Origin of the sequence: Prosthecobacter sp. (assembly GCF_049294395.1) — a bacterium.
GTDB lineage: Bacteria > Verrucomicrobiota > Verrucomicrobiia > Verrucomicrobiales > Verrucomicrobiaceae > Prosthecobacter.
Genome location: NZ_JBAQCR010000148.1, coordinates 1 through 16,286, shown reverse-complemented (window position 1 = coordinate 16,286; position 16,286 = coordinate 1). Strand labels below are relative to the sequence as shown.

Annotated in this window: 12 protein-coding genes; 11 read left to right on the top strand and 1 reads right to left on the bottom strand. The window is 58.6% G+C overall.

Features of this window, described 5'->3' with window-relative positions; all coding sequences use genetic code 11:
* Window position 1: 1 nt before the first annotated feature.
* The 11 genes from rplF to WAW39_RS09755 all read left to right on the top strand — a co-directional run bounded on the left by rplF (window position 2) and on the right by WAW39_RS09755 (window position 14,045).
* Window positions 2-541, top strand: coding sequence for a 50S ribosomal protein L6 (gene rplF / locus WAW39_RS09805; protein ID WP_422318248.1), 540 nt, complete (start codon window positions 2-4; stop codon window positions 539-541).
* A 15-nt stretch (window positions 542-556) separates the two neighbouring features.
* A complete protein-coding gene (gene rplR, locus WAW39_RS09800; RefSeq protein WP_422318276.1) occupies window positions 557-916 on the top strand; it encodes a 50S ribosomal protein L18 in 360 nt (119 codons plus the stop codon).
* A gap of 19 nt (window positions 917-935) precedes the next feature.
* On the top strand, window positions 936-1,535 hold the full coding sequence (gene rpsE, locus WAW39_RS09795; RefSeq protein WP_422318246.1) for a 30S ribosomal protein S5: 600 nt from the start codon (window positions 936-938) through the stop codon (window positions 1,533-1,535).
* 30 nt (window positions 1,536-1,565) lie between these two features.
* Complete coding sequence (gene rplO / locus WAW39_RS09790; RefSeq protein WP_397383898.1) at window positions 1,566-2,009, top strand: 50S ribosomal protein L15; 444 nt, start codon at window positions 1,566-1,568, stop codon at window positions 2,007-2,009.
* 95 nt (window positions 2,010-2,104) lie between these two features.
* On the top strand, window positions 2,105-3,607 hold the full coding sequence (gene secY, locus WAW39_RS09785) for a preprotein translocase subunit SecY (protein ID WP_397383899.1): 1,503 nt from the start codon (window positions 2,105-2,107) through the stop codon (window positions 3,605-3,607).
* Between the two features lie 17 nt (window positions 3,608-3,624).
* Window positions 3,625-4,452 carry a type I methionyl aminopeptidase gene (map, locus tag WAW39_RS09780; protein WP_422318243.1) on the top strand — a complete coding sequence of 276 codons (828 nt, stop codon included), beginning with the start codon at window positions 3,625-3,627 and terminating at the stop codon, window positions 4,450-4,452.
* A 196-nt stretch (window positions 4,453-4,648) separates the two neighbouring features.
* Window positions 4,649-5,908, top strand: a complete 1,260-nt coding sequence (locus tag WAW39_RS09775) for an MdtA/MuxA family multidrug efflux RND transporter periplasmic adaptor subunit (protein WP_422318241.1) — start codon at window positions 4,649-4,651, stop codon at window positions 5,906-5,908.
* Between the two features lie 27 nt (window positions 5,909-5,935).
* Window positions 5,936-9,043, top strand: a complete 3,108-nt coding sequence (locus tag WAW39_RS09770; protein WP_422318239.1) for a multidrug efflux RND transporter permease subunit — start codon at window positions 5,936-5,938, stop codon at window positions 9,041-9,043.
* On the top strand, window positions 9,040-12,156 hold the full coding sequence (locus WAW39_RS09765; protein WP_422318237.1) for an efflux RND transporter permease subunit: 3,117 nt from the start codon (window positions 9,040-9,042) through the stop codon (window positions 12,154-12,156). The genes WAW39_RS09770 and WAW39_RS09765 overlap by 4 nt, the downstream gene beginning before the upstream one ends.
* On the top strand, window positions 12,153-13,559 hold the full coding sequence (locus WAW39_RS09760; protein ID WP_422318235.1) for an efflux transporter outer membrane subunit: 1,407 nt from the start codon (window positions 12,153-12,155) through the stop codon (window positions 13,557-13,559). The genes WAW39_RS09765 and WAW39_RS09760 overlap by 4 nt, the downstream gene beginning before the upstream one ends.
* 105 nt (window positions 13,560-13,664) lie before the next feature.
* On the top strand, window positions 13,665-14,045 hold the full coding sequence (locus WAW39_RS09755) for a RidA family protein (protein ID WP_294399027.1): 381 nt from the start codon (window positions 13,665-13,667) through the stop codon (window positions 14,043-14,045).
* A 65-nt stretch (window positions 14,046-14,110) separates the two neighbouring features.
* On the opposite strand, the gene WAW39_RS09750 is transcribed toward WAW39_RS09755, so the two are convergent.
* Window positions 14,111-15,796, bottom strand: a complete 1,686-nt coding sequence (locus tag WAW39_RS09750) for a formylglycine-generating enzyme family protein (protein ID WP_422318232.1) — start codon at window positions 15,794-15,796, stop codon at window positions 14,111-14,113.
* Window positions 15,797-16,286 lie beyond the last annotated feature (490 nt).

Genomic DNA, 16,286 nt, shown 5'->3' with positions numbered 1-16,286 from the left:
CATGTCACGCGTAGGCAAACAAATCATTTCCATTCCAGACAAGGTCACCATCAAGGTTGGTGACGACCGCTCTGTGCAGGTCAAGGGCCCGAAGGGCGAACTCGGCTGGACTCTTCCGCTCGGTGTTAAAGTCAATTCGGACGCCAAGACCATCAACGTCACCCGCGATTCCGAAGACCGCAAAGTGCGCGCCCTTCACGGCACCACTCAGCGTCTGATCTCGAACATGCTCATCGGCGTCAGCCAGGGCTACACCCGCAATCTTGAGATCCACGGCGTGGGTTTCCGTGCTGCGGTCAAAGGTTCGAACATCGATCTTCAGCTTGGCCAGTCCCATGACCGTCTGCACCCCATTCCAGCGGGCGTGAAAGTGACCGTCACTGAAAACACCAAGATCGCCATCGAAGGCATCGACAAACAGGTTGTCGGCCAGCTCGCTGCTGACATTCGTGCTTACTACCCGCCAGAGCCTTACAAGGCCAAGGGCGTGCGTTATGTGGGCGAACACATCCGCCGTAAAGCCGGCAAATCCGTCAAATAATTTCCGGAGATACTCATCATGGCTCTTACCAATCGCAAAGATATCCGCGCTCGTATCCACAAGCGCATCCGCCGCAAACTCAGCGGCACCGCCGAGCGTCCCCGTCTCGCAGTTTACTTCTCGAACACGAACGTTTACGCTCAGGTCATCGACGACACTGCCGGCAAGACGATCGTTTCGGCTTCCACCAAGGAAAAAGGCTACGGCGCTGGCAAGGCCAACGTCGAGAACGCCACGAAAGTCGGTGCTCTCCTCGCTGAGCGCGCCATGGCAAAAAACATCACCGAAGTGGTCTTTGACCGTGCCGGTTTCATTTATCACGGCAAGGTGAAAGCCCTTGCAGATGCCGCCCGTGAAAAGGGTCTGAAATTCTAAAACCGCCTCGCGTAAATTTATGGCCGAAGAAACAGTAGTTATCGATCCCCCAGCCGCCGCACCTGCGGAGGCTCCTGCACCAGCTCCGACTCCTTCCTACGGTGGTTTCCGTGGTCGTGATGATCGCGCGCCGCGTGAGACGGATGGTGTCGAAAAAGTCGTTCACATCAACCGATGCGCCAAGGTGGTCAAAGGTGGTCGTCGCTTCAGCTTCAGCGCACTCGTCGTTTCCGGCGATGCCAAGGGCAAAGTGGGCTGCGGTTTTGGCAAGGCCAACGAAGTCTCCGACGCCATCAAGAAGGCGACCGAAGCTTCCCGCAAGAACATGTTCTCCATCTGCCTCAAGGACAGCACCATCCCTCATGAAGTGGTGGGCTCCCATGGTGGCGGACACATCCTCCTCAAGCCTGCCACGGCAGGTACCGGCATCATTGCTGGTGGCGGCGCCCGCGCCGTTCTTGAAGCCGCAGGCGTCAAGGACGTGATCGGCAAGTCGCTGGGTTCCAGCAACCACGCCAACGTCGTTCGCGCTACTCTTGCTGCGCTCACCGCACTGCGCCCTGCCGATGAAATCCTCCGCGCTCGCGGCAAGGAAATCAAAGAGCGCAAGGCCCTCTGATTGAATCTCTTTTTCCTCTTTTAAATTTCCATGCAACTCCAAGACGTCAAACCCCGCCCCGGTGCCAAGACGCGCCGCAAGCGCATCGGCTGTGGCGAAAGCTCCGGTCACGGTAAAACCTCCGGTAAAGGCAACAAAGGTCAGATGGCACGCGCTGGTCGTGGCATCCGCCCCGGCTTTGAAGGTGGTCAGATGCCAATGCATCGCCGTCTGCCAAAGAAGGGCTTCAACAACAAGCAGTTCAAGGACGTCTTCGAAGTCGTGAACGTTGGCGAGCTTAACGAAGCCTTCCAAGATGGCGCTGTCATCAATGAAGCCGCACTGCGCGAATCAGGTCTGGTGAGCCGCAATTGCGACTTCATCAAGATTCTCGGCACTGGTGATCTTGCCCTCAAGCTCACTATTCAGGGCGCGAAAGTCAGCGCTACGGCCCGTGAAAAGATTGAGAAGGCCGGCGGTTCCATCGCTGCCTGATTTTTTCTGACCCAACCAACCTCTTTGATGGGCCGGTCTCCGCGCAGCGAACGCTGTCAGGAAGCAGGCCCATCTTCGCTTAGAGCCTCTCTCTCATGATCTCTGCTTTCGCCAACAGCTTCAAAGTTCCCGAACTTCGCTCGCGCATTCTTTTCACCTTGGCGATGATTGTCATCGTCCGCATCGGCACGTCCATCACACTTCCGGGTGTTGATGCCACCGTGCTGAATGCCTGGATTGAAAACAAAGCGGGTGACAATGCCTCCGGTGCCTCACAGGTCGCCGCGCTGCTCAATATCTTCAGCGGGGGTGGGCTGCAAAACTGCGCTATTTTCGCTCTGGGCATTATGCCCTACATCAGCGCCAGCATCATGCTGCAGCTCCTTACAGCCGTCTGGCCGCCTCTGAGCAAGCTGGCTCGTGAAGAAGGTGGTCGGCAGAAGATCACGCAATACACCCGTATTGCCACCATTGTGCTCTGCGTCTTTCAGGCCACACTTCTGGCCCAGTCTCTGCACGATCCTGCCCAGAACTACCTCATGGCTGGTTTGCAGGATGCCATCGATAAATTGGGCGGAAGGCCGCTCGTTCCAAACTACGGAGCTGGATTCGTTTTCACCAGCGTTATCACCATCACTGCAGGCACCATGCTGATGATGTGGCTGGGTGAGCAGATCACGGATCGCGGCATTGGCAACGGTGTCTCCATCCTCATTTGCGTGAACATCGTTTCCGATCTTCCAGGCGCTCTGATTCAGGTCTGGCAGACATTTGTGGGCAGCATCAAGGCCAGCCCTGCCAGCGCCTTCACTCTCGTCCTTCTCATGGGCTTCATGATTCTCGTCATCGCTGGTGTCATTGCCCTGACCCAGGCGACACGACGCATCGCGATCACCTACGCCAAACGCGTTGTCGGTCGCAAGGTCTATGGTGGTCAGACACAGTATCTGCCGCTCAAGATCAATTATTCCGGCGTCATGCCGATCATCTTCGCCCAGGCCATTCTTCTGTTCCCCTCCACCATTCTGGCTTCGCTCTTCAAGGATGTGAACTGGATCCAGCGCATGGCGCTGTTTATCAGCAGTGGCTGGGTTTATTATGTGGCTTCCTCGCTGCTGATCTTCTTCTTCAGCTACTTCTGGGTGGCCACGATGTTCCAGCCCACGCAGATTTCGGAAGATCTCAAGAAGAGCGGTGGCTACGTTCCGGGCATTCGCCCAGGCAAGCCGACTGCCGACTTCCTCGACTTCACCATGAGCCGTCTCACCTTTGCTGGTGCGATCTTCCTCACGGGTCTCTATGTAATGCCGGGCGTCGTCAGCAGCTCGATGAAAATTTCAAGCTCCGCTGCGCAGTTCTTTGGCGGCACCAGCCTGCTGATTCTTGTCGGTGTCGTGCTTGATGTCATGCGCCAGGTCGAAACGCATCTCCTGCAGAGCCACTATGATGGTTTCCTCAAGAAGGGCCGTATCCGTGGTCGTGTCGATCGCATTCAGCAAGGCGCACGCGCCGTGGACTCCACCACCGTCGTGTGGCTGTGGGTTGCTCTCGCCATCATGGTCTTGATTGGCGTCGTGTATAAACTTGCCCTTAAGTGAGCTTCATCCAGCGCGTCATGGCTTTTGTAAAATCCGGGAACATCCCAATCCGTCACGGCGCGCAGCAGCAAGGTATCCGCAGGGCCTGCCAGGTCGCACGTGATGTGCTGATCAAAACCGCCTCGCAGGTCCATGTTGGGGTGACGACCGCCGAAGTTGATCGTTTTGCCGCCGCCGAAATCAAGGCGTGCGGCGCCACCAGCGCCTTTCTCGGCTACCGCCAGTTTCCTGGCACCATCTGCATCTCCATTAACGAAGAAGTCGTTCATGGCATCGGTGGTCCGCGCGTGATTCAGGATGGCGACATCGTCAAAATCGATGTCGGTGTCTATTACGACGGCTGGGTAGGGGACAATGCTCTGACTGTACCTGTTGGCAATGTCGCCAAGGAAACGCTGCACCTTTTGGCGGCTACGGAAGAATCACTTCTCAATGCCGTCAAATATGCACGTGACGGCTGGATGCTTGGCGATTTGTGCCACAGCGTGGAACACCACGTCACCCAATATGGCTACACCGTCGTGCGTGAGTTCGTCGGCCATGGAGTCGGCAGAAAACTTCACGAAGAGCCGCAGGTGCCGAACTACGGAAAAAAAGGCGACCGCCCACGCCTCAAAGCTGGCATGACGCTGGCCATCGAGCCCATGATCAACATGGGAACAGGGAAGACACGCATTCTTGAGGACAAATGGACTGTCGTCACCACAGACCGCAAACCATCTGCACATTTCGAGCATGTGGTTCTGGTCACGACGGACGAGCCTGAAATCCTCACGGCCCGCGACCGCATGTTTCCAAAAGGGGTTGCTGACCTCACGCCTAGGCCGGTTTCAGAACTGGGCTGATCCGGCTCTCGTGGCAGCCGCTACACTTGATAGGATTCGGGCCTGACAGGGCCATGGCTGTAGTCGTTTTCCGACTGCCTATATTTTTTTTCTTCTGCCGCTCTGTCGCTGGACTGCTTCTAAGCGCATGCCAGATTCGTAGTCTCGCGTGCGCTGATACTTGGATAGTTGTCCACGTGCGCGATCCGATTTTGACATGAAAGACACCGCCCCTTCTTCCCATTCGTCATCGCCGAAAGGCCGCGCCGGATGCTTCGTGATCATCTTGTTGGTTTTAGCAGGCGGCGGCTGGCTTTGGATGCACCGGCCAGCACCTCCAGCAGGAGGGATGGGCGCGGCCGGCAAAGGTGGCGCGCGAGGGGGGATTGCCGCAGTAACCGTCGGGGAAGTGAAGCAAGAAGACTTCGAGGAATGGGTAAGTCTTGCAGGCACCGTTACACCTCTAAATGTGGTGGTGGTGCGCAGTCGTGTGGACGGGCAGCTGGACAAGGTGCGATTTGTGGAAGGGCAGATGGTCAAGGCGGGTGATTTGCTCGCAGAGATTGATCCGCGTCCCTTTCAAGTGACTCTCGACCAGGCCAAAGGGCAGCTGGCCCGGGACGAGGCCTTGCTGGCCAATGCCAACAAAGATCTCAGCCGATACACCGAATTGCTCAAGCAGGACTCCATCGCGAAACAGCAGGTGGACACTCAAATCTCCTTGGTGCGGCAGTATGAATCAGCCTTGATTTCGGATCGTGCCACGGTGGCGAGTGCGGAACTTCAGCTCAGCTACACCAAGGTCACGGCTCCGCTCACCGGGCGGGTTGGCTTGCGTCAGGTGGATGCGGGCAACATGATCCGTGCCTCGGATGTGAACGGTCTTGTCATCATCACGCAGATGGATCCCATTGGCCTGATCTCTTCCATTCCCCAGGAGCGTGTGGCTGCTGTGCGCAAGCGTCTCGCTGGCAGTGAACCCGTGTTGGTGGAGGCCGTGGACAAGGAGATGAACAAGGTGCTTGGACGCGGCAAGCTGCTGACGACCGACAATCAGATCGATGTCACCTCAGGCACCTTGAAACTGAAGGCGGAGCTGCCCAATGCCGACGGCCTGCTGTTTCCGAACCAGTTTGTCATCACGCGCCTGCTGGTGGACACAAGGACGAAAGCCACAGTGGCACCAGCAACAGCCATCCAGCGCGGTGCCAAGGGCGCCTATGCCTATGTTCTGAAAGAAGAGGACAGCACCGTCACCTTGCGCAATCTCGTCACCGGGCCCGTCCAAGGAGAGCGTGTTCTCATCACTGAAGGATTGAAGCCGGGAGAAAAGGTGATCACTCAAGGAGTGGATCGTTTGCGTGATGGCGCCAAAGTGGAAGTCATCACGCCAGGCAAGACGGCACCGGGAGAACGCCCCAAAGGAGACAAGCCCAAGGGGGAAGGGAAGGGCGGCAAAAGCGCGCCTTTGTCATGATGGCTGAAATCGCATGAAGATTGACGCATGAATCCCTCCCGCATCTTCATCGAGCGCCCTGTCGCAACCACCTTGCTGATGGTGGCGGTTTTGCTTGTCGGTGGGCTGGCTTACCGGCTGCTGCCGGTGGCGGCATTGCCCCAGGTTGATTATCCGACGATCCAGGTCGTCACACTTTATCCCGGCGCGGGACCCGAGGTGATGACCTCCTCCATCACCGCCCCTTTGGAGCGTCAGTTTGGGCAGATGCCCGGCCTCGCGCAGATGTATTCGATCAGCAGCGGCGGCTCTTCTGTGATCACGCTGCGGTTCACGCTCGGGCTCCGTCTGGACATAGCCGAACAAAGCGTGCAGGCGGCCATCAATGCCGCCGCAACACTGCTGCCCACGGATCTGCCCAATCCGCCCATCTATAACAAAGTCAATCCGGCTGATGCTCCCATCATCTCGCTGGCGCTGACCTCGCAGACGCTGCCGCTCATCAAGGTGCAGGACGCCGCTGACACGCGGCTCGTGCCCAAGCTGTCGCAGATTTCCGGGGTGGGCCTTGTCTCGCTCAGCGGAGGCATGCGGCCTGCGGTGCGCATTCGCGCCAATCCCGTGGCCCTCTCCTCACGTGGCCTTAGCACCGAGGATCTGCGCAATGCCATTGCCATGGGAAACGTGAACCAGCCCAAGGGTGGCTTTGACAATGCCACGCGCAGCAGCACGGTCGATGCCAACGACCAGCTGCTCTCCGTTGATGACTACCGCAATCTCGTCATCGCCTGGCGCAATGGCGCCGCTGTGCGAGTGATCGATGTTGCTGACGTGGTGGATGATGCCGAGAACATGCGCCTCGCCGCGTGGGCGGATGTGAAGCCTTCGACGACAGTGCAGCCAGCGGTCGTCGTCAATGTGCAGCGCCAGCCGGGAGCCAATGTCATCGAAGTGGCTGACCGCATCAAGACGATGCTGCCGAAGCTGAAGGAGAATCTGCCGCAGTCGGTGGATATGCAGCTTCTCACTGATCGGACGACCACGATCCGTGCTTCCGTGGAGGATGTGCAGTACGAACTTCTGCTCTCCATCTTCCTCGTGGTCGCGGTGATCTTTGTCTTCCTGCGCAGCCTGCGTGCGACGTTGATTCCGGCGGTCGCGGTGCCTCTTTCACTCGTGGGAACCTTTGCCGTGATGTGGCTGTGCGGTTTCAGTTTGAACAACCTGACGCTCATGGCGCTGACCATCGCGACGGGCTTCGTTGTGGATGACGCGATCGTGATGATCGAAAACATCGCGCGATACATCGAGAATGGTGAAGAGCCGATGCCGGCTGCGCTGAAAGGGGCGAAGCAGATTGGTTTCACCATCATCTCGCTCACCCTGTCCTTGATCGCGGTGCTGATTCCGCTGCTGTTCATGCAGGATGTGGTGGGCCGATTGTTTCGTGAATTCGCCATCACGCTGGCCATTTCCATCGTGATCTCGGCAGTCGTCTCGCTCACTCTGACGCCGATGATGTGCGCCCGCCTGCTGAAGCATGGCGGGGAAGGGCCGATCGCGCAGAGGGTGTCCCGTGCTTTTGATGCCATCATCTCGCTCTATGGCCGGGTGCTGCGTGTGGTGCTCGATCATGGCGCGACGATGATGCTCGTTTTTGCCGCCACCCTTGTGGCGACCGGGCTGCTGTATCAAAGCGTGTCAAAGGGCTTCTTCCCATTGCAGGACACTGGCCTTATCCAAGGCTTTGTAGAGGCACCGCAAAGCGTGTCTTTCGCGGCGCTGGGCCAGCAGCAGCAGGAGCTCTCACGTCTGGTCACGAAGGATGAGGCCGTGAAAAGTGTTTCGTCCTTCATCGGTGTGGATGGCGTGAACACCACCCCCAACACGGGACGCATGCTGATCAATCTTGTGCCGAGGCATGAGCGGAATGTGACTGCCGCGCAGGTCGTCCGACGTCTGCAGGACAAGGCCAATCGTCTGCCGGGCGTGCAGTTGTATCTGCAACCGGTGCAGGATTTGAACATCGAGGACCGCGTAAGCAGGACCCAGTTTCAATACACGCTTCAGTCTCCCAGCATTGAATCATTGCAGTTGTGGACGCACCAGTTGGTGGACGAACTGCGGAAATCACCCCTGCTGGCGGACGTGGCCGACGACCTGCTGGACAAAGGTCTGCAGGCGCGCGTGGTGATCGACCGTGAAACGGCGAGCCGCCTCGGCGTGACGGTCGCCGCCATCGATGCGGCACTCTACAATGCCTTTGGGCAGCGACTTGTTTCGACCATTTTCACCCAAAGCGGGCAGTATCGCGTGGTCCTTGAGCATGGGCTGGAGTTCCAGTCAGGACTCTCGGCTTTTGATCAGGTGCGCGTGCCATCCTCCGGCGGGCAGCAGGTGCTCCTGAACACGATGGCCAAAATCATCGAGGAGCCCGCCACGCTGGCCATTGCACATCAGGATCAATTTCCCGCCGCCACCGTCTCTTTCAATCTGGCACCCGGTGCCTCTCTGGGGGCTGCGGTGGCGGAAATCGAACGCATCAAAGACGACATCAACATGCCCGAAAGCATTGAGACTGCCTTTGCCGGCACGGCTCTCGCGTTTCAAGGCGCGCTGAGCAATCAGCTGCTGCTCATCCTTGCCGCCGTCGTCGTCATGTATCTGGTGCTCGGCATCCTCTATGAGAGTTTCATTCATCCGCTGACGATTCTTTCGACGCTGCCTTCTGCTGCAGTGGGTGCCCTGCTGGCGCTGGAACTGACGCATACTGAACTCGGAGTCATGGCCATCATTGGCATCGTGCTGCTGATCGGCATCGTGAAGAAGAACGCCATCATGATGATCGACTTCGCCATCGAGGCTGAGCGCGAGCACAACATGCCGCCACGGGAGGCCATCTATCAGGCCTGCCTGCTGCGCTTCCGCCCGATCCTCATGACCACCCTGGCCGCCTTGCTCGGTGCGCTCCCGCTCATGATTGGCAGCGGGGAGGGCTCTGAACTGCGCCATCCGCTGGGACTTACGATGGTGGGTGGTTTGCTTGTCAGCCAGTTGCTCACCCTCTTCACCACACCGGTCATCTATCTGATGTTTGACCGCTTTGCGCCTTCACGCCGGGAAGAAGAGGCGGCTGAAATTCCTGCCATTGCATGAATTTGACCGACACCTTCATCCACCGTCCCGTGGCGACCACGCTCGCCACGCTGGCGATCGCGTTGTCGGGTGTCCTGGCTTACACGAATCTGCCGGTGTCGCCCTTGCCGCAGGTGGACATGCCTTCGATTTCCGTCTCGGCCTCTCTGCCAGGCGCCAGTCCCGAGACCATGGCCGCCACGGTAGCCACGCCACTGGAGCGTACGCTGGGCCGCATCGCCGGGATCACGGAGATGACCTCATCCTCTTCGCAGGGCAGCACGAGCATCAGCCTGCAGTTTGACATCAGCCGCGACGTGGACAGCGCCGCTCGGGACGTGCAGGCAGCCATCAATGCAGCGCGCAGTTTGCTGCCAACGGGCATGCCGGGCAATCCGACTTACCGCAAAATGAACATGTCGGACTCGCCGATCATGATCATGGCGCTGACTTCGGACGTCGCCACCTCTGGCCAGATGTATGATGTCGGTTCGACGGTGATCGCGCAGAAGATTTCACAAATCGAAGGCGTGGGCAGTGTCAGCGTCGGCGGCAGTTCGCTGCCCGCCGTGCGCGTCAGCATGAACATGCCGGCCATGACGCGGGCGAATCTCACCATGGAAGACGTCCGCGCCGCCATCGCCGCTGCGAACGTGAACCGGCCCAAGGGGGTGGTTGAAGATGAAAATCGACGCTGGCAGGTGCTGGCAAGCGATCAAATGGACAAGGCTGACGAGTACAAAAACGTCATCGTCAGCTACGTCAATGGTGCGGCCGTACGGCTGGCGGATCTCGGTGAAGTGACGGATTCTGTGCAGGACGCCTACAACTACGGCAGCACCAATGGCAAGGTCTCCGTGTCGCTCATCGTCTTCCGTCAGGCCGGAGCGAACATTATCGAGGTGGTGGACAAGATTAAAGCCATGATGCCAAAACTCCGTGCGATGGCTCCCGCCTCGATGGATCTGGACATCACCATGGAGCGCACAGTGACCATCCGTGCCTCGATTGATGATGTGCAGTACTCGCTGCTGATAGCCACCTTGCTCGTCATCCTGGTGGTGTTTGCCTTTTTGCGCCGGGTACGGGCCACCTTGATTCCGGGCGTGGCGGTGCCTGTGTCCCTTCTCGGCACTTTTGGTGTCATGTATCTCTGCGGCTACAGCCTGGACAATCTCTCACTGATGGCCCTCACCGTCAGCACTGGCTTTGTGGTTGATGATGCGGTCGTGGTGCTGGAAAACATCACCCGCCATGTCGAAAATGGCGTGCCCGTGATGGAGGCGGCGCGCCGGGGGACGCGTGAAGTGACTTTCACGGTCATTTCGATGAGCGTCTCACTGATCGCCGTGTTTATTCCCATCCTGCTCATGGGAGGTCTCATGGGGCTGTTGTTCAGAGAGTTCGCCGTCGTGCTCTCCGTGGCCATTGCTGTTTCGCTTGTGGTCTCGCTCACGACCACGCCGATGATGTGCGCGCGTTTGCTGAGCGCAGAAAAGGAAGGCCACAAGCCCGGTTATTTTGCGCGGCTGTCTGACGGCATTTTTCACTGGATTCAGTCATTCTACGCCAGCACGCTGCACATCGCCCTGCGGCATCACTGGCTCACATTGACGGCGCTTATTGGCATCGTTGGTCTGACCGGATGGCTTTATGTCACGATCCCCAAGGGCTTTTTTCCGCAGCAGGATGCGGGCCTGCTCATTGGCGGCATCAGCGCGGATCAGAACATCTCCTTCCAGGCCATGCGCGAGAAAATCATCGAGATCGCCAAGATTGCGCAGGCAGATCCGGCGGTTGAAAAGGTGAATGCAAGCTGCGGTTCTGACTCACGCATGGGCGGGCCGAAAAACAGCGGCAGAGTCTTCATCTCACTCAAACCTCTGAGCCAGCGTGATACGGTCGATGTCGTGCTGGCTCGTTTCCGAGGAAAGCTTTCAAAAATCGCAGGTGCCACCCTGCTGCTGATGCCTTCGCAGGATTTGCGCATTGGCGGGCGCTCCAGCCGTGCCTTGTATCAATACACGCTTCAGGCCGGGGATGTGGAGACCCTGCGCAAATGGGAGCCGCGTGTGCGTCAGGCACTCCTTGGTCTCAAGGAACTCGTGGATGTGAACAGTGATTTCGAAGACAAGGGCACCGTCACCAGGCTAGTTATTGACCGTGACGCCTGCGCTCGTGTTGGGGTGAGCATGCAGGCGGTGGACAGTGCGCTGAACAGCTCTTTCGGCCAGCGCATGGTTTCCACGATCTATGCGCCGCTGAATCAATACCGCGTGATTTTAGAGTCATCTCAAAATGACGACCCCGGAGCCTTTGATCAGGTGATGGTGCGTTCCGACTCCGGCAAGCTCGTGCCATTGAACCAGCTTTCGCGGTGGGAGTTCGCACCTGCTGCGCTGTCCATCAGCCATCAGGGGCAGTTTGCGGCGCTGACCTTTTCGTTCAACATCCCGCCCGGAGTGGCGTTTGCAGACGCCACGGAAGCCATCACGAATGCGGTGAACAAACTGCAGATTCCCGAAGATGTTCAGCGCGTTTTTGCCGGCACGGCGGGTGCCTTCCAGGCCTCGCTGGACAGCCAGCCGGTTCTGATTCTCACCGCTCTGCTCGTCATCTACCTCGTGCTGGGAATTCTTTATGAGAGCTTCCTGCATCCGCTGACGATCCTCTCGACCCTGCCTTCCGCAGGCGCAGGGGCCTTGCTTGCCCTGTATGTCTGCGGCATGGATTTCACGGTGATGGCGATGATCGGCATCTTCCTGCTCATCGGAATCGTGAAAAAGAACGCCATCATGATGATCGACTTTGCTCTGCAAACCGAACGCGAACGAGGGCTTGATTCATTCCAGGCCATCTTTGAAGCCTGCAAGCTGCGTCTGCGCCCCATTTTGATGACCACCTGTGCCGCCTTGCTCGGTGCTTTGCCATTGGCACTCGGTACTGGTGTTGGCTCGGAACTGCGCAGGCCTCTCGGCGTGGCGGTCGTTGGCGGGTTGATTGTCAGCCAGATGCTCACACTTTACACCACGCCCGTGGTCTACTTATTCCTTGATGGCCTCAGACTGCGGTTTCTGAAAAAACATCGTGCCGCTCCGGTCATGAATGCTGCTCCTGTTCCCGCTACTCTATGAATCGTCTTTTTGTCATCATTCTCCTGTTCTCCGCCGCAGGCTGCAGTTTCTCACCCAAGAAACAGGCTCCGGTGATGAATCTGCCGGCAAACTTCAAGGAGAGCCGCGGCTGGAAAGTTGCGCAGCCCGCCGATCATCTGCCGCGTGGCAACTGGTGGTCCATCTTTCATGACAGCGATCTGGACGCCATCATGAAAAGTCTGGAGGTTTCCAATCAATCGCTGCAATCCGCCGTGGCGAAAGCGCAGCAGACCTCGGCTTTGCTCACGGCCGCCAAGCTTGCCTTCCTGCCAACGGCCTCTGCTACGAGCGACTACACCGTGAATAAGAGCGGTGCCCTAGGCGGCTCCAGCAACGCCAACTCCATCAATGCCGCCCGCAGCGGTTCAGGCGTGAAAAGTATTCAATCCGTAGGAGGATCGGCCAACTGGGAACTGGATCTCTGGGGACGTCTGCGCCATACCGCCAAGGCAACCAAGGCGGACGTCGAGGCGGTGCAGGCGGATGTGGAGTCCACCAGGCTCACCCTGCAAACTCAGGCGGCGCAGAGCTACTTTTCACTGCGCGCTGCCGACGCTCAGAGGCTCTTGCTGGAGCGCCAGGTGGCCAGCTACGCCAAGTCGCTGGAACTCACGCAAAACCGCAAAGCACAAGGTGTGGCCTCCGAGGCGGATGTCGCTCTCGCAGCGACTCAGCTTGCGACCTCGCGTGCCGCTTTGATCGAAACCGGTGTGACACGGGCGACGATGGAGCATGCTCTGGCCGTGCTGACTGGCCGTGCCCCCGCCGATTTCGGCTTAAAGCCGGCCACTCTCACTTCTCACATTCCCGCATTGCCAGCCACGGCTCCATCAACGCTGCTTCAGCGCCGCCCTGACATCGCCGCGGGTGAGCGTCGCGTGGCTGCTGCCAACGAACGTATTGGTGCCGCCATCGCCGCCTTTTTCCCCACCATCTCTTTGGGGACCGCCACTGGCTGGCGTGCCTTGGCCAACCTGTTTGCGCAGGGGAACAATTTCTGGTCGTTTGGTCCTGATGCCAGCCTAGCGATTCTTGACAGCGGCCAGCGGTTGGCCGCCAAGGCGCAGGCGGACGCCACCTGGCGGCAGGCCGTCGCAGATTACCGGCAGGCTGTGCTAACCGCCATGCAGGAATCTGAAGATGCGCTGTCCACGCTGCGCATTTTGGCCGCCGAAACTGAAGCCCAGAATGAAGCGGTGCATGCGGCCCGGGAGAGCGAACGAATCGCCACCAATCAGTATGAGGCGGGTACCTTGAGCTACATCAACGTTGCCACCGCGCAAGCCACGGCCCTGAATGCCGAGCGCAGTGCCATTGATCTCCGCTCGCGTCGTCTGAACGCGACCGTGGCCCTGATCAAAGCCTTGGGTGGCGGGTGGTGAGCATGGGGAATAGTCACTGGAGCCAAGCGCGGCCCTGATGAGGCGAATCGATGGCGAATGAATGTCGAGGCTTGAATCACGGGTGCAGATCGTTATGACATCCGCATGGAACTCATCAACAACACTCCCCAGGTCCCGGCTGCGGTCGGTCCGTATTCTCAAGCAGTGAAGCATGGAGGTCTGCTGTTTTGCTCAGGCCAGATTCCCATTGATCCGGCAGCGGGAAAGATCGTGGCGACGGATGTGGAAGGTCAGACGACCCAAGTGCTGGCCAATATCCGCGCGCTGCTGGAAGCGCAGGGGCTGACGCTGAGCTCTGTCATCAAAGCGACCGTGTTTTTGCAAAGCATGGCCGATTTCCCCAAGGTCAATCCGCTGTATGAGGCCGCGTTTGCCGGTCACAAACCCGCGCGTTCGACCGTTGCCGTGGCAGGACTGCCGCTGGGAGCCTTGGTGGAGATCGAAGTGATCGCGGCGCTGTCTTAAGTGCCACCAGATCACCATCCTCTCCGGACCCAATCCGGCGCCTGTTGAAGCTGTGCTGATGGCACTTAAGGCGTGCCAAAATCCAGCACACAGCGGAAGCCCAGATCTGCACGGGAGGCGTTCTTGAGCGCATGTGAGCGGGCGGAAGTCAGCAGTGCTTCTTTGTCAAAGCTCAGCCAGCTGCCGCCGCGGATGACGCGCTCTTCCGGCGCACCGGGCCATGCATCCGCGCACCATTCAGAGACATTGCCGCCCATTTCATAGAGGCCCAGAGCGTTTCCGCGCGCGCTGTCCACAGGTGCAGTGTAGGAGTAATTGTCTGTAGTGCCGGGGATTTTGGTGGCATCCAGATTGGCAGCGAGTGCTTGCGGTTTCCAGTCATCAGGCTTGGGCGTCCAGGGGTAATGTGTTTTGTCCGCGAGATGCCTCGCGGCGGGATCGGCGCCGGTTTCATTTTTCAAACCCGCAGCCAGGCTCCACTCGGTGTCGCTCGGCAGGCGGTAGGAGGCAGTGGCAGGGATGAGCTTGCTGGCGCGGTCGCGCTCGGTCAGCCAGGCGCAGAAAGCCATGGCATCTTCCCAGGACACACCGGCGGCAGGATGATTCCCACCCAGCAGAAAGGAGGGTTTCTGGCTCCAGTTGCGTCCGGTATCCCGCAGCCAGGTTTCGAAATCGCGCACGCTGGTTTCCGTGACGCAGATGAGAGGGCCGCTTTTCTCCTGCAAGGGGACAAAGCGCATGCCCAGCGCATTGATGAAGGAGCTGCCATCCGCTGCTGCGGGTTTGAGACTTCCAGGGTCGGGCAGGCCGCCGTCATCGCCCTTGCCCTGCATCTGCTTGCGCAGTGCTTCCACCGCAGTGGCGTCCACCTTGCGGCTGTCAGTCATGGCCTTCATGCGTTCCTCCAAAGCCTGCTTTTTCTCCGCATCTGAGGCGGCCAGGAGGCTGGCAGTACGGCGTTTGTCATCAAACACACAGCGAAAGCCAATGGTGGGGGCCCGCAGGTCTGCAGGAACGACATACTGATAGGCCGAGGTGAGGCATTCAGCACGGAAATAGGCCCAGGAGCCGCCGCGCAGGACCCCGGTCGGTTGCGCCCGGATCTCCACTGGCTGGGTCCATTCCCAGACATTCCCCGCGAGGTCAAACAGTCCCTCCCGAGTAGGAGTGAAGCTTCCTACCGGTGCGGTGAATGCATAGCCGTCGTTCGCGTAGCCGGTGATCTCACCATCGGCAAAGTTGGCGGTCTTCGCTGGCGGCGGCCAGTCCTGCCCCCAAGGATAGATTTGATCGTCCAGCAGACGGTCTTCAGCGGAGAGGCTGACCTTCTTGCGACCACGGGCCAGACCCACGGCAGAGTCCCACTCTTCCGGCGTCGGCAGGCGATAGCTCTGGGAGCTGTCGATCAGGTGCTGTTCGCGCTCAGTTTCGGTGAGCCAATTGCAGAAAGCCACGGCATCCTGCAGGTTGACGCCTACCACAGGGTGCTCTGGCGATTGCTCAAAGTGCGTCTGATAGGACCATGGATACTTTTTCTGGCGCAGAAACTCATTCCATTCGGAGAGCCGCGTCTCCCAGATGGCAAACTGCACAGTAGTGCCGGGAATGCTGGCAAAGCGCGTGCCCAGGCTGCTCACCCGAGGGGCATTTGGGCTGGCACCTTCAGGCTTGAGGCTGGTTTGTCCCTGAGCGCAAAAACACGAGGCCAAGCCGAGGACAAGGGCAGTCAGAAGGGGAGGGGGGCGGCGCATGGAAATGGATAAATGCAAAAAAGGCCGGGTTCATCCAAAAAGAACTCGGGACACCACGACAACTCATATTTTGCCGGAGAAAAATGTACGCTGCCAGCACAGCTTGGTGTCAAAGTGTTAACATACCGGAGAACTTTATTCTTTGCGCTGGGTATCAGCATGGTACAGTCACCTCCCTTTTTGAGAAATGCCGAACCACCCCCCGGCAAAATTTCAGGTCGCCGCTTAAGCGACCTTTGGCGGCAGCTTGGCCGCGTGGTCCGGTTCTGAAAAATTTGAGTCGTTTTGACGCTTTGTTGGCAGGGTAAGCAAGTGCTTCAAAGATCTGATGATTGATCTGTCCAAGTTTGCCAATAAGGGCTTTGATCGAGGTGCGGAGCGCTGGAAGGAGGCGGCCTGGCTTTTGACGAAGCGGATTTTTTTTCAAACTTCGGTGCCGTGGCCCTCTTCTTTGCGATCGTCCCTGCTCCGTTGGTTCGGTGCGAAAGTA